The organism is Microbacterium sp., from assembly GCF_051953575.1.
Lineage (GTDB): Bacteria > Actinomycetota > Actinomycetes > Actinomycetales > Microbacteriaceae > Microbacterium.
Genome location: NZ_JBQCIP010000279.1, coordinates 1 through 14,501 on the forward strand (window position 1 = coordinate 1; position 14,501 = coordinate 14,501).

Sequence of the window (14,501 nt, forward strand, 5' to 3'; positions counted from 1 at the left end):
TTGCCGAAGACGTTCCAGTTCGTGAACGCCATGTAGAAGAGGATGACGATCGGCACGAGCGTGAGGACGCCGAAGCCGATGAAGTTGGGGAGGATGAAGCTCCACCCGATGAGGGTGTTGCGCAGGCGCAGCTTCGAGCGCCGGCGGCGCGCGGGCGGCGGCGCGGTGCCGGCCTCGGTGGCGGTGATGGTCGCCATGGCGGACCTCCAGGGGCATGGGGTGGTTACGAAAGTTGTCGTTCGGCAGGCTAAGGGATCCGGAGGATCCCTGAGCCTGCCGACCGGGGGTCAGTCGGTGCCGACCTCGTTGGCGACGCGGTCCTGCGCCTCCTTGATGGCGTCCGCGGGCGACTGCGAGCCCGACATGATCGCGGTGTGCATGTCGCCGAGGATGCCCTGGATCGCCGCGGTCTTGTCCGTGACGGGATACTCGAGACGAAGCTCGTGCGTGGAGAACGCGAACTTCGACAGGTCGTCGCTCGGAGCGCCGTCGACCGAGAAGTACGTCTCAACGACCGGGTCGGTCAGCAGCGCCGGCGTGACACCGATGGCCGCGAGCGCCTGGGCGCCCTCTTCGCCCGCGGCGAAGGCGAGGAAGTCCTTCGCCGCGGCGACCTTGGACTCGTCGATCGCGGCGTTGATGCCCAGACCCGCCGGCGCGCCGAAGGTTACCGGTGTCTTGTCCAGACCAGCGGTCTTCGACGAAACTTGCGGGGCAGGCGCGATGCCCCAATCGAAGGTGTTGGCGTCGCCCGACGCCTGCTGGGCGATCAGGGTCGAGGTGTACCACGTGCCCATGATCATCATGGCCGCGTTCTGCTTGCCGAACTCGCCCTGGTAAGTCAGCTGGTTAGCGGTGGCGGTGTTGTAGTCGACCTGATCACCGGCGGCCTGCAGAGCAAGCTGACGCTCGTAGAACGGCTTCATGAACTCAAAGTCGCCCGTCAAGATGTCACCGTCGGTCTGCGCGTTGGCGAAGCCCTGGATCGGTGACGGCCAGACGTGCAGGTACGCGGCTTTGGCCGGGCTGCCCGCAGCGGTCAGGCCCTCGGCCAGCGCATCGGCGGCGTCAGCGTAGTCGTCCCACGTCCAGGCACCGTCGGGGTAGTCGACACCGGCCTGGTCGAAGAGCGCCTTGTTGTAGTACAGCACCCACGAGTCACCACGATAGGGGACCGCGTAAGCGGTGCCGTCGACCTCGTACGACTTCGCGCCGCTGATGTCGTCGGAAAGTTTCACGTCCGACACGTCGAGCAGCTGGCCACCACTCACAAAGGTCGGGACGTACTTGATTTCCTTCTGCGTGATGATGTCGGGGGCCGAGCCAGCAGCGAGGTCGGCGGTCACAAGCGTGTTGTACTCGGCCGCGTCGTAGCCCTTGAGCTCGATCGTGACGTCGGGGTTCTTCTCGTGGTACGCGTCGGCGAGCGTCTGGAACTCGGGCGCGGTGTCGAGGTTCCAGCCCGACATCGTGAGCGTGAGCGGACCCGACGACTCCTCGGGCACGGCGGCGTCGCCGCCCCCGCTGCAGCCGGCGAGGGCGAGCGTGGCGACCACGGCGATGCCAGCCGTGCTACGGTATGAGCGCTTCATTGCTGTACTCCTTTGCTGTTGCAGGCCCTCTTCCTGGGGCCCATCAGGTTCACCGGTCGAAGTCGGACGCTCCGCCGGGGCTCGCGTGACAACGGGCTGTCACGGCTCTGCTTTGCCAAACCACCGCGAACAACGCGAGGTCAGGCGAGAATGTCGTAGAGGTCTGCCGTGATTTCGCACTTCAACGGGCTCCCGGAGACGAAACGCTCAATCTCCTCGACCACAATCGTTCCTTGTTGGAGTTGCGCTTCCCGTGTGATGCCTCCGATGTGAGGCGTCAGGATCACGTTCGGCAACCCCCAGAGGGGACTCTCTGAGGGCAGCGGGGGCGCCGGGGTGGAGGCGGGGCCCCCCCCCCAGTGGGTACAGTGTGGGGGCTGGGGCCGGACGTGGTAAACGTGGACCCCGGCACTGATTCGTCCACTTGCCAGTTCGCTGATCAAGGCCTGAGTATCGATGATCGCCGACCGAGCTGTGTTGATCAGAACGCCATTGTCTGGGATGAGGGCTAGCCGAGTGGCGTCCAGCAGACCGCGAGTCTCCTCTGTAACAGGGGCATGAACGGCGACGACCAGCGACGTGCTGAGTAGTTCGTCAAGACCGACCAAGCGGACGCCAAGACGTTGTGCTGCGTCATCTGTGAGGTAGGGGTCGTAGACGGACACCTGGGCGCCCGCTGCCAGGGCGAGCCTGATATATGCCTGTCCCACTCGGCTTGCACCGATGACCCCGACTCGTGTGCCAGCCAGAGAGTGACCCGTTGGAACTGCCATCGCCTTTGCCCAGCTTCGCTCCTGCATCATGCGTTCAGTGATGTGAAGGTTGCGCAGAAGCGAGATAGTGAAGGCCATCGCCAGTTCAGCGACGGGCGGTGCGAGACCGGCGGCCGCCTGGGTCACGCGCACGCCGTCCTCGATCAACTCTTTCGGGACCATGCCACGGATGGTCCCCGCGCTGTGAGTGATCAACCGCAGCGAGTCACCCGGTCGCCGGTGCGCCGGAAGCAGCTTGGTTCCCCAACCTGTGATGAGGACTTCCCCACCCATTCTCGGGTCGGACAGACCCTCTCCGCTGTCGACCACTCGACGGAGGGTCCCGAGTGACTGAAGCCGGGCATGCAGTTCACCGGGAAAGAACTGCTGTTCGAGGTGCTTGGGCAGGTCGAGAACAATATCGAGCGAACGCATGTCTTCTAGCTCCCCGACCGTTCGGCGTCGTTCAGATGCCGTGCGCGAACCGCAGCCAGCTCAGCGGGGATGTCAACGGATGCGGACGACAAAGCCGTACATGTACGGCGCGCGCCAATCGGGACCACGGCAACGACTTCTGTGATCATGTCCAGCCTCACTCTCTGACTCCCTTGTCGCGTCCCCGCGTGCCTGGCGTCAAATGCGCCCTGGCCGCCTGGAGGAACGACAAGAACATACGACACATCCATGGTCATTCAAAGAGTCAAATTTCATTGGTCGAAAGTTTTCCGATCGGTGTTTGAACAGCAGATGGCTTCAGGCCGAACGAGCACAGCATCATCGCCAAACCTCTACTCCCCTAGCTCGGTCCACGTGATCCGTCGATGCGCACCCCACCGACCACGGGCCAACACAGTCGGCCGTCAACCGGGGCGAATTGGTGTTCCCGACGTGGCTCAGTCACTAGGCCGGCACCACCTCTGCCCGCCCTGAATCGACAGGCAATGCAACCTAGTGACGGCCGCCGTCCGAATCCAACACTCGAAGTCAGCTGCCGCCCGCGGTGCTCGTGAGATCTAAGTGTTGCCACCAAACGCTAACCAGCGATGCAGGCCCGAGCTGAGAGCAAGGATCTACACCATGTCATCTCTAATGCCGCTGAGGTCGACGAAACTGAGCGACGTACGATGCGAACTGAGGCACGACAACCTCGGGTTCCTCCAACTCGGGCACCCACATCTTCACCCATTCGAAGCTCACGTAGCCATCGAAAGACCCGGATTCAAGGAGTGCGATCGTCTCTGCGATGGGCATGATCCCGTCGCCCGTCCGGACGTAGTCATGGTGAGCGGGATCCATTCCCGCCGCGTCGCGCAGGTGCACATGCCGGATGAACCTCTCCAGCCCGGCATACGAGTCTTCGAGGGTCTCTCCGTTGCGGTAGGTGTGCATGACATCCCATACGACGCCAATGTTCTCGCCGACTCCATGCGAGAAAACCTCGAGCAGATCGGCCGATCTCGACAGGCTCCCGTGAGTCTCGATCGCCGCTGTTACCCCAAACGCGGCCACTTCGTCCGCAAGAATCCTCAGAGACTGCGCGATGCCCGGGTACAAGGCCGGGACGTCGTCCGACCACACATGCGGTCCGGCGAAGATGCGGATGAGCGGGGACTCCAGCCGCGATGCGAGACGGGCAAACGCTCGGGCTTCGTCCAATTGGGCGGCGAACGCGTCCCCCGGGCCGGTCCCCACGAGCACGCCGGTGTCCACGCAGGGTATTGTCAGGCCGGCGTCCCTGAAGGCGGCCAGCGTCGACTCCAGTCGCGCTTCCTGGAACTCGGGCGCCGCGAGGAGGTCGTCGGATCCGTTCAAGGCACGAAGTTCCACGCCGTCATAGCCGCTCCCTGTCGCGAGCTGGATGATCTGATCGACACTGTAGGCGGGCGTACCGAGCGTGCTGAATGACAGTTTGAGCACAGTCGTCCTTCTCTCCTTGGATCGGGAAACAGGTGGAGGTTACGGGGGAAGAACCGACGTCTGGCGTGCGACACGTCTGAGGGAGCGGCGTCTAGCACCAATCGAGCTCCCGTAGGTCGACGACGGTCGTCCTCTCATCGTCGTGCCATGTCACGTGGATGACATCGTCCTTCACGTGCACCGACACGCGGTGTGCAGGGTCCGAATCTCGAGTACTCAGCGACGCGATCGCGACGAAGAGGTCCGCCGACGCCGTCCCGTGGAGTTCTGGAACCGCGGCCCAGGTTCCGAAGGCGGTGCCGCTGGGAACCAGTGAGGTGTCGCTTCGTTCCCAGCCGATTACTCCATGCAGCCGAGAGATCAGCGCATCGGTGCTGACCGTCGCGTCGCCGTTGCGACTCCTCCGCTCCAGCCCCCCTAGATCTTCGGAGGCCACGGCCCAGCCCGAGAGCCTCACTGAGCTTGCCGGGGGGACATGGCGAATTCGATGCACACGGACTTCGAGGTCGTCATGGACGACGACAAGACTCTGCACTCGCGCCGCAGGCAGGACTGGGCCGCTCTGGGGGCCGTCACCGGTCGAGTTGCCGGGAAATCTCGGCGCATGCCAGGACGCCACCCAGTTGCTCCCGCTGCCAGCTCTGTGGATGCGACGGCGAGCACTCCAGTTCTCCCGGTACTCGATCTGGAAGTCGTTGTCCGATGGCGAGCGCAAGGGAGTGGGGCCGGTCCGAGTCGAATAGGCGAATCGGGCATACAATGGGTCGGGCGCTCCCGCGTCTGCTTGGTGCGCGGGGATATCGTCGCTTCCGTGGTTGTGAACCCGTACCAAGCCGTCGCATGCTGTCGTCTGTACGAGGAGCCCGGTTGGGCGGATGGGCCTGATTGTCGACTCGGTGTCTGTGATGAGTTCGGCTTCGACCTCCGTCCAGAACGGATGGTCCGCAGAGAGCATCAGCGCCAGGAAACCCTTCGACGCCCAGTAGGGCGAGCCTGGGCCGCTGTAGACCTGCAGCGTGGCCTGATGCGGTCCGTGCCAGCCCATCGTCAAGATGCCGTTGCGCGTAGCGCCACGCTCGAGGAAGTAGCGCAGATCGGCCGACATAATACGGCGAGACTGGCCGTGCTCCAGGGGTGTAAACCCCGTCACTTCGCCCAAAGCGATGGAAGCGACGGCCGCCATCCGGTAGGTGAGGGAGCGCCCCATGTGCAAGGGGGCGCCGTTTCGATCGAACGTCAACGAGAAGTTTCGCAGAAACTCCGTCAACCGAGGACCGAAACGCGCCTTCAGTTCTGACGATTCGCTGAGGACGGCGTGAAACAGCAGGTACGGATGCATCGCCCAGCCGATGTAGTGGTCGTAGGCTTCGGCATCCCCGTCGCTGTACCAGCCTTCGCCCCGGTACCACTGATCCGCCAGCGCGAGACCGCGCGAGATGACTGCGGACGTGGCCTCATCCCCCCGGCCCACCGCCTCCAGGAAGCTCGCAACAGTGAGAGAGAAGAGGTACCAGTTGTTGGGCGCCGGTTCCTTGTCGAGGGCTGTTCTCAGCCAAGCCTCGACGTCGTCCTGCGCCCCGAGGGGAAGGCGGTTCCAACTGTCCGCCTTGGTCAAGTGCAGAGACAAGGCGATCGAAGCGGCTTCAACCTGCGATTGGCCCCATCGTTCGTGGATGTGCCCGATCGGCTCCCACGCGTCAGAAGGCCTCGACGCTCCGCGGTCGGTCCCTCTGATCAGCCCCTCGACATAGCGGGCAAGGTGGGCCTCGCCCGCAACCGGATCCCCGACGTGGAGGAATGCTGCGAGCAGGAAGGTTCGGGAGAATCCCTCCAGACCGTCGGCCCGATCACCTGCGATGGATGGACGACCGGGCAGATTGATCCGCGCGCCCGACTCCGACCGGTATTCTGCCGCCGAGAACAGCAGGTCTTCGGCAACAGCCACCCAATGAGCGCGAGTGAGCCCCGTGTACGGGCTGACGGTCCGGTCCTCGGCCGGCAACGACGTCGTCCGGAGAGCGAACGAGGTGCTCTCGAGCGGGGAGAGTGCAGCGGGTTGCGTCATGTCGATTTCTCCAGTCACAGGTGCTCAATCCGTCGATGGGCGAACGCGGGAACGAGCGGCGTCACGCAAAGCGCGGAGGTCGCTTCTCCACGAAGGCGCGCACGCCCTCGCGCCCGTCGTCGCTCCGGAACAGCTCGGACAGGAGCGCGCGCTCTGCCCCGTACCCCTCCTCTGCGCGTCGGCCACGCACGGCGGTCTTCGCTGCCGCGATCGCGCGTGCGGGCCCGGTCGCGAGAGTGCGGGCAATCGCCGCCGCACGCGCATCCAGTTCCGACGTATCCACGATCTCGGCGACAAGTCCCAGCTCGAGCGCGGCTGCGGCATCGATCCTGCCGGAGGTAAGGATGAGGTGGAGAGCGCGTCTCGGACCCACGCTATCTGCGAGACGTTGCGTCCCGCCCCACCCCGGAATGAGACCGAGTCGTAGCTCGGGGAGGCCGAAGGAGGCGGCAGGCGTGGCGAGGGCGATGTCGGCTGCGAGCACGAGCTCGAACCCTCCACCGAGCGCAAGTCCCTGCACGGCCGCCACGACTGGCACAGGAAGTGCGGCGATCGCGTCCACGACCCGATTCGCCAGTGCGGTGAATGCGTCGAGTGTCTCGTCATTAGATGTCGCGTAGACACCGATGTCAGCTCCGGCCGCGAAGGCGGCACCCTCGGCGCGGATCACGACCGCGCGGACCTCGGCGCGGGGTGCGAGCGCGGACTCGAGCGCCTGCAGCATCTCGGTGTCGAGCGCGTTGCGCTTCTCGGCACGATCGAGCGTCAATGTGAGCACGCCTGCGTCGACCTGCTCCCGGATGCCCGTCTCACGCAGCATCGGTGGTCTGCCTCTCGTCGCTCACCGCGCCGGACGCGATGAGGTGCTCGATTCGGGATGACTCGAAGCCGAGCTCGGCGAGAACGTCGCGGGTATCGGCGCCGAGTCGCGGCGGAACGGTCCGTACGCCGGGACGTCTTCCGTCGTAGGTGACCGCGTGGCCGAGGAGCCGGACGGTTCCTGCGTCATCATGTTCGAACTCGATGATGTTGCCGTTGTGGATCACTTGGGGGTCGGCAACGACCTCGTCGTAGTCGTTGACCTTCGCGAACCACATGGCGTGGGCGCTGAAGAGCTCGCTCCACTCCCCTGTGGTGCGCTCGGTCATCGCCGCGGCTACTCGTGAGTTGACCTCCTCACGCCGCTCATACTCGTTCGCGGGGGCCACGGTGAGGTACCACTCGTCGTCGAAGACCGCGGCGAGCTTAGCTGGCGACGTCAGCGAGATGCACAGCCAGCCGTCTGCGGTCCGGAAGACGCCGTAGGGCGCCTTGTAGAAGGAGGAAGAGATTCCCGAGTCGCTACGGGTGCCGCGGTACCCGTTGAGGTGATATGAGATCGGCTCGATCTGAAGGTCGAGAGCCGCACTCAACAGGTTGGACTCCACCTTCGTGCCGCGACCGGTGCGCTCGCGGCCATGGAGCGCCGCCAGGATACCGAGCGCGCCGAGCACTGCGGCATGCTGGTCGATCACCGAGGCTCCGACCGGGGTCGGCGGCGTCGATCCGCCACCCGTCGCCATGGCCAAACCTGACATGGCTTGGATCAGCACGTCCTGTCCAGGGCGGTCCTTGTACGGGCCGGTGGAGCCGTATCCCGAGAGCGACGCGTACACCAGCCCGGGGTTGATCTCCGAGAGTCGCTCGTAGCCAAACCCGAGGCGGTCCATGACGCCCGCGCGAAAGCTCTCGATGAGGACGTCGGCGCCGCGGACGAGTTCATCGATGACGTCCCGGGCACCCTCGGCCTTGAGGTCGATGACGATGCTCCGCGCGTTGCGGTTGCCGAGTAGGAAGAACACGCTCACACCGTCGAGGTAGGCATCCGGCCCGGACCAACTGCGTTCGAACGCACCCGTCGGAGGCTCGATCTTGACGACCTCGGCTCCCAGATCCCCCAGGATCTGAGTCGCGGAGGGACCTTGGAGGAAGTGGGTGAAGCTGAGCACGCGGATCCCGGAAAGCACTGTTGACTCCTTCGACGATGGCGTCCGACCCATCCGACCGATGCCCGAACGTGAGCATCATAACCACTGCCGACGCCAATGCACAATCGGTTGTGCGCAGATGTGACAGCCCGCTCGCCTTCCCAGTCCACCAGGCGGACGACCAGCCCGGCGCATCGGCCGATGCATGGTCGCCGCCTCACTGGGCTTTCAGGCGGGTGATGCGGTGGACTCCCGCACGACGAGTTGGGGCGCGCCCGCGACGACCTCGTGCGTGGGTGGAGTTCCCGAGACGACGAAGTCGAGGAGCATGTCGGCGGCCCGGGCGCCGAGCTCGGCGAGGGGCATGACGACCGTCGTGAGCGCAGGCGCGATGGCAGAGGCGACCCAGGTGTCATTGATCGTGGCGATCGAGAGATCCTGCGGCACCCGGACACCGGCGCGCGCGGCCTCGCCGACCGCGCCGACAGCGGCATTGACGCTGGAGACGAGGACCGCGGTCGGACTCTGTTCGAGCGCGAGGAGGCGGCGCATCGCCTCCACGCCGTCCGGCGCCTCCCAGCCCGACTCGATGATCCAGTCCATGCGCTGTCGCAGGCCTGCAGCATGGAGAGCGTCGAGGAACCCGTCGTGACGCCGGCGGGCAGTGTCGTGCTCGCGCCGGCCGGTGAAGTGCGCGATACGGCGATGGCCGAGTCCGATCAAGTGCTCGGTAGCGATCCGGGCGCCTTCCTCGTCCGGCAGCACGACAGACCCCTCATGCCCCGGCAGCCGTGAGTTCACCAGCACCAGCGGCGTGATTCCCGAGACCAGTTCGGTGAGGACGTTGTCGCCCATATCCTCGGGACGCTGCAGCAGAATCCCGTCCACCCGGGCCCCGCCCACGAGTGCGCGCAGGTAGTCGCGGCTGCCGGTACCCCGCGTCGCCTCGCCGAGGACGATGAGGAAATCTCGTCCGACTGCAGCATTCCGGGCCCCTCGCAGCATCGAAGCGAAGACGGCGTTGTTCGGGTCCGGCACGACGAGTGCGATCGCGCCCGAGCGAGACTTCCGCAGGGCGTGCGCGCGATGGTTCGCCACGTAGCCGAGCTCCATGGCCACGCGACGCACCCGGTCGCGCGTCTCGGCGCTCATCCGCGTCGTGACATCCCCGCTCAACGCCCGTGAGGCGACGGAGGTGGAGACGCCCGCGGAGCGGGCGACGTCAGCAAGAGTAGTCACCCTGGTCAGGGTATCGGAAGATGCACAATCGATGCACAATCGGTTGCGCACGGTCGTTCAGTGTGCTTCACTTGCCTCGACATTCGGGCCCGGGTGGATTGCGGCCCTTACGACGAAGGGTGCGAGATGGCCGGCAACACCGCTCCGAGGCCCGCGGCTCGGGCGAGAGTCACGAGTGCTGGCGTCGAGACGAACGTGAGTTTCGGTGATCGCGATGGCCGCGTTGCAGCGCCCCGCACCAGAGACGAGCCGATCACGACCGGCGACCATGCAGGCTGGCACATCGGGCAACGCACAGCGAGCCGCGCAGATCTTCCTCTACTCGCCGACGTCGACGTCGCGGTCGTAGGGGGCGGGCCCGCGGGCGTGGCGGCGGCGGTGACCGCGGCCGAGCTAGGTCTCACTGTGGCACTGATCGAGCGGTACGGATTCTGCGGCGGTGCCGCGGTGGCCGGGATGTCCGGGACCATCTGCGGCATGTATCTTGCATCGGATGATCCGCAGGCGCAGCCCGTGCAGGTCGTCCGCGGCTTCACCGAGCGCTTTCGAGCCGCACTGGACGCACGCGGCGGCCTCACCCCACCGCAGCGTTACGGCAAGACCTGGACCGTGACTCACGACCCATACATGTGGCGCGAGGTTGCAGACGACCTGCTCGAGCGCGCGGGGGTGCAGGTGCTCTTCCACACCGCGGTCATCGGGGTCCTCGGCGAGCAGGATCGGCTGGACGGACTGGTGCTCGAGTCGAATGCAGGGCAGACGGTCATGACCGCACGACGGATCATCGACGCCTCCGGCGACGCGGCGGTCGTGGCACGCGGTGGATTCGGGTTCGACTATGGCGACCACGGGGTGATCCAGAACCCGACGATGTTCTTCCGGCTCGCCGGCGTCGACGTCGACCGGTTTCGCGCGTCGTGGGGCGACGACACGATCTGCCCTCCGAGTGCCACCGCGGCGATCGTGGCGGCAGCGGCCGATGGCGGGCTCGACCTGCCGCGGTCGAAGATTTGGGCCTTTCCCAGCCCCCGGCCCGGCCTCTTGATGGTGAACGCAACGCGCCTCACCGGCCGCGACGGTCGTGTGCTCAACGTCATCGATCCAACCGACTTCACGGAGGCAGAGATCGATGGGCGACGCCAGGTGCGGGCGTACGAGCAGTTCTTCCGCGAGCACATCGCCGGCTGCGAGCATGCATTCCTCGTCGACACCGGCGTCGAGGTAGGAATCCGCCAGACGCGCACGATCCGTGGAGCGGGCCAGCTGACCAACGGCGACGTTGTCGCGGCGCGCAAACGCGCCGACAGCATCTGCCGGTCACCCTGGCCGATCGAACTGCACTCTGGGGACCGACCGAAGCTGCAGTGGATCCTCGACGACTACTACGACGTACCCTACGCCGCACTCGTGCCGGAGCAGGCTGAGAACGTGATCGTGGCCGGACGGTCCCTGAGCGCGGAGCACGAGGCACTCGCCTCGGCACGCGTGACCGCGCAGTGCTTCGAGTACGGCCACGCAGCCGGCGTCGCCGCTCACCTCTCGCTTACGTCGCAGGTACGCTTCCGCGACCTGGCGGGGGAACAGGTAGCAGAGGTCATGAGATCGCGAGGCAGCCTGCTCTGACCCGGGAGCAGCGCTCCCGGGTCAGGCCACGGTTCTGTCGATCATCACCGTGCTCGTCCTCAAGCGGCCCCACTCCCGTAGTCGATCGACTCCGGGCGGCCACTGCGCAGCGAGGCCGTCGCCGCTTCGGCAATGGCCTGGGCCTTTAGCCCGTCCTCCAGCGAGACCGGCGGCGGGGTGCCGTCCTCGAGCGCCTGCACGAACGCCCCCATCGCCGCGGCGTACGTCGGCTGGACGCGCTCGAACCAGCCCGGATGCAGGCCGTCGGCGACCGCGGAGACGCCACCGTAGCGGACCACATTGCCGCAGGCCTGGCGGCGCGACTCCACGAGCCCGCTCGCACCCATGACCTCGATGCGCTCGTCGTAACCGTAGCCGGTGCGCCGAATGCTGTCGATCTGGATCAGGCCGCCGTCTGGGAGCCGTAGCGTCGCCACGGACGTGTCGACGTCACCGTATTCCGTGATGCGGGCATCGGCCAGCGCTGAGCCCGTGACATACACCTCGACGGGGTCGGCCGCGCAGATCCAGCGGGCCAGGTCGAAGAAGTGCACCGTCTGGTCTCGCATCTGACCCCCCGATACCCGTACATACTCCAGCGGCGGCGATGCCGGGCCGCGCGAGCTGAGCTGCACCAGCTCGACCGCCCCCACCTCGCCCGCCTGGACGACGCGGCGCAGCTCCGCATGATCGCGGTCGAAGCGGCGGTTGAAGTCGACCATCGCCACGATGCCGCTGCGTCGCACGTACGCGACGGTCTCCCGTGCGGCAGCGAGGTCGAGATCGATCGGCTTCTCCACGAACGCCGCGATGCCGGCATCCGCTGCCCGGCGGAGGTGCTCGGCATGCGTGTCGGTCGACGAGCCGATGACCACGGCATCGATCCGGTCGGGGTCGAACACCTCGGCGATATCGGCCGCCGCGCGCGCGCCGTGGGTCGTCGCGAGCGCCTCCGCACGGTCCGTGGCGACGTCGTACACGAGCTCGAACCGCACGCCGGGGTGGGCGGCGAGGCTCGCCGCGTGCACGGCACCGATGAACCCTGCGCCGATGAGAGCGAAACGCTGCATCTGCTTCTCCCCTTCGCTCACGCGACCATGATCTCGACCAGGCCACGGATCGTCGTGGCCACATCGAGCAGGTCTCCTTCAGCGGCCCGCGTGGAGAACATCTCCGAGGCCCACCATCCGTCGTAGCCGGTCGACTTGATCGCGTCGACCCACTGCTGCAGGGGGATGGCGCCGCCGCCGATGACGACGTCGCGGTGCACGCTCTGGTCGGGCACCTCGTTCGCTCGATCGAGGTCGAGGCCGTCCGAGATGTGTACGACGCTGATGAGTTCCTTCGGCAGCGCTGCCACCTCTTCGAGCGTGTCACCAACGGTCCAGAAGTGCCAGGTGTCGAGCGCCAACCCGACGTTGGGGCGACCGGCCTCCTCGATGACGCGCAGCCCCTGGGCGCAGCGGTTCACATTCGACCAGGCGAGCGGTTCGAGGAAGATGCCCACGCCGTGGTCGGCGGCGATGTCGGCGGCCTCCCGCACGTTGCGCGCGACGGCCGAGACGGCCTCCGCGTCGGTCTGGCCGAGTGTGCCGCGGTAGCGCGGGTCATCGGCGGCGAGACGGCCGGCACGGAAATCCTTGACGACATTCCAGTCGACGGGACCAGTGCACACCTGCACGATGGGCGCCCCAACCACCTGGGCCACGTGCGACAGCCGCCGAACCTCAGCGAGGAACCGCTCACGCGCCTCCCCGTCGCGCTCGGCGTCGAGTGCCGCGCCGACCCCGGTGACGGTGAGGCCGTCGAGGTGGGGCAGTAGTGACTCCGCGGTGAAACCGGCGTCGAGGTAGCGGGTGAGTTTCGGGGTCTGCAGCTCGATGCCGCCGAAGCCCGCCTCCTTCGCAAGCCGGATGTCGGTGATGATGTTGCTGTGGAACGTCGTGGTGACGTTCATCGAGATCTTGCTCATGTGTTCCTTCTTAGAAGAGATGCGCCGGTACGACGGCGGCGCGATTGCGTGAGGCGAGAGGGTGGGATCAGCCGATGAGTTCGCGCAGGCGCTGTAGCTGGAAGCTGGAAACCTCGTCGGCCGCCTCGTCTTCGGCGAAAACGTTCGAGACGATGAGGGCGTCGTCGCGGTCGAGGTAGCCGATCGCGCGGAGGGTGCCGAACAACTCGGCCCAGTCCACGTCGCCGTCACCGATTCGCAGATGCTGGTGGATGCGCGCCTGGTTGCCGGGCGGGTTCGAGATGTAGCGCAAGCCGTGCGACCGGTGGTGGTCGAAGGTGTCGGCCGTGTACACGGCTCCGAGGCGGTCGCCGATCTTCGGCAGCAGCGTCGTCGCACGGTCGCCGTAGTGGAACGTGTGCGACGCCACGTAGACGAATCCGACCGCCGAGGTGTTCAGCCCGCGGATGACGCGCCACGCCTCGAGCCCGTCTTCGACGAAGTCGTCGGGGTGCGGATCGAGGTTGAGCTGCACGCCCTCGCGCTCGAGGATCGGCAGCAGCTCCTCCATCGAGCGGTAGAACGCGTCCTCACTCTGCTCCTGGCGCTCGGGGCGGCCCGAGAACTCGGTGTTCAGCACGGGTGCCTCGAGGGCGACGGCGAGCTCGACGATGCGGCGCAAGTTCCGCACTGCGGCTACCCGCTCCGCCTCGTCGGGCGACGAGATGCGCTGCACGGGCAGCAGCGCGGGAATCGCCACGCCGGCGTCGGCCGCCCTCTTCTTCAGGGCGGCGACGAGGGCGTCGTCGGCCTTCGGATGCCGGAAGAACGGCGCGAAGTCGACGTGCGGTGTGAGGTGGAGGTGCTCGTAGCCGAGTCGCGCCGCGACGTCGGGGAAGTCGAGCAGCCCGTGGCTGTGGTGGTACGGCGTGGGGTCGAGCGCGATGCGGACCATGACGTCTCCTCCGACTCAGGCGTAGAACGCCGGGCGTTCGGCGGCCTCGACCGGAACGATACCGCCGTCGAGAGCCTTCACCCCGGCCTCGCAGGCGAGGGCGACGAGGTAGCCGTCCCACGCGTTGGGGCCGTCGACCAGACGGCCGTCGCGCACGGCATCCACCCACCGCTGGATCTGGCGGTCGTAGGCGTCGGCGAAGCGCGTGGTGAAGCTGACGTGCTCGTTCACGAGGAACTGTCCGTCGCGCCACTGCTGCAATCCCGACGGCTGGCCGATGCGGGCGATCCCCTTCTCGAACACAGCCTCGGTCGCGACCTGGTACCCGAACTGCACGCTCACGTTCATCTCGACATCGACGAGCACGCCGTTCTCGAGCTCCATGATCACCAGGATCGGCTCGCGCAGGTGCTCGGGCGTCAGCGAGTTGCGCCGCGGGA

The 14,501-nt window shown here is 66.5% G+C and carries 12 protein-coding genes and 1 pseudogene; 1 reads left to right on the forward strand and 12 read right to left on the reverse strand.

Features of this window, described 5'->3' with window-relative positions; all coding sequences use genetic code 11:
- The 8 genes and pseudogenes from ACTHNQ_RS17400 to ACTHNQ_RS17435 all read right to left on the reverse strand — a co-directional run.
- Positions 1-197 (reverse strand): annotated as a pseudogene (locus tag ACTHNQ_RS17400) (sugar ABC transporter permease); the annotation flags it as partial.
- A gap of 90 nt (positions 198-287) precedes the next feature.
- Positions 288-1,592 (reverse strand): ABC transporter substrate-binding protein, encoded by a 1,305-nt coding sequence (locus ACTHNQ_RS17405; protein ID WP_440335210.1) that lies wholly within the window; start codon positions 1,590-1,592, stop codon positions 288-290.
- A 140-nt stretch (positions 1,593-1,732) separates the two neighbouring features.
- Positions 1,733-2,779 (reverse strand): hydroxyacid dehydrogenase, encoded by a 1,047-nt coding sequence (locus tag ACTHNQ_RS17410; RefSeq protein ID WP_440335211.1) that lies wholly within the window; start codon positions 2,777-2,779, stop codon positions 1,733-1,735.
- Between the two features lie 651 nt (positions 2,780-3,430).
- Positions 3,431-4,261: a sugar phosphate isomerase/epimerase family protein gene (locus tag ACTHNQ_RS17415; protein ID WP_440335212.1), complete on the reverse strand. Its 831-nt coding sequence runs from the start codon at positions 4,259-4,261 to the stop codon at positions 3,431-3,433.
- Positions 4,262-4,352: 91 nt separating this feature from the next.
- Complete coding sequence (locus ACTHNQ_RS17420; protein WP_440335213.1) at positions 4,353-6,326, reverse strand: DUF2264 domain-containing protein; 1,974 nt, start codon at positions 6,324-6,326, stop codon at positions 4,353-4,355.
- Between the two features lie 61 nt (positions 6,327-6,387).
- A complete protein-coding gene (locus ACTHNQ_RS17425) occupies positions 6,388-7,146 on the reverse strand; it encodes an enoyl-CoA hydratase/isomerase family protein (protein ID WP_440335214.1) in 759 nt (252 codons plus the stop codon).
- Positions 7,136-8,332, reverse strand: coding sequence for a CaiB/BaiF CoA transferase family protein (locus tag ACTHNQ_RS17430; RefSeq protein ID WP_440335215.1), 1,197 nt, complete (start codon positions 8,330-8,332; stop codon positions 7,136-7,138). The genes ACTHNQ_RS17425 and ACTHNQ_RS17430 overlap by 11 nt, the downstream gene beginning before the upstream one ends.
- Positions 8,333-8,521: 189 nt before the next feature.
- Positions 8,522-9,532 (reverse strand): LacI family DNA-binding transcriptional regulator, encoded by a 1,011-nt coding sequence (locus ACTHNQ_RS17435; protein WP_440335216.1) that lies wholly within the window; start codon positions 9,530-9,532, stop codon positions 8,522-8,524.
- A gap of 195 nt (positions 9,533-9,727) precedes the next feature.
- Here ACTHNQ_RS17435 and ACTHNQ_RS17440 point away from each other — a divergent pair, with 195 nt between their 5' ends.
- Positions 9,728-11,155, forward strand: a complete 1,428-nt coding sequence (locus ACTHNQ_RS17440) for an FAD-dependent oxidoreductase (protein ID WP_440335217.1) — start codon at positions 9,728-9,730, stop codon at positions 11,153-11,155.
- A gap of 59 nt (positions 11,156-11,214) precedes the next feature.
- Here ACTHNQ_RS17440 and ACTHNQ_RS17445 read toward each other — a convergent pair whose 3' ends face one another.
- The 4 genes from ACTHNQ_RS17445 to ACTHNQ_RS17460 form a co-directional block, all read right to left on the reverse strand.
- The gene (locus ACTHNQ_RS17445) at positions 11,215-12,246 is read right to left on the reverse strand and encodes a Gfo/Idh/MocA family oxidoreductase (protein WP_440335218.1); all 1,032 of its coding nucleotides are present in this window, start codon (positions 12,244-12,246) and stop codon (positions 11,215-11,217) included.
- Positions 12,243-13,127: a sugar phosphate isomerase/epimerase family protein gene (locus ACTHNQ_RS17450; RefSeq protein ID WP_440335219.1), complete on the reverse strand. Its 885-nt coding sequence runs from the start codon at positions 13,125-13,127 to the stop codon at positions 12,243-12,245. The genes ACTHNQ_RS17445 and ACTHNQ_RS17450 overlap by 4 nt, the downstream gene beginning before the upstream one ends.
- Positions 13,128-13,194: 67 nt before the next feature.
- Complete coding sequence (locus ACTHNQ_RS17455; RefSeq protein ID WP_440335220.1) at positions 13,195-14,061, reverse strand: sugar phosphate isomerase/epimerase family protein; 867 nt, start codon at positions 14,059-14,061, stop codon at positions 13,195-13,197.
- Positions 14,062-14,076: 15 nt separating this feature from the next.
- The coding region (locus ACTHNQ_RS17460) for a Gfo/Idh/MocA family oxidoreductase (protein WP_440335221.1) at positions 14,077-14,501 on the reverse strand (425 nt) is incomplete at its 5' end.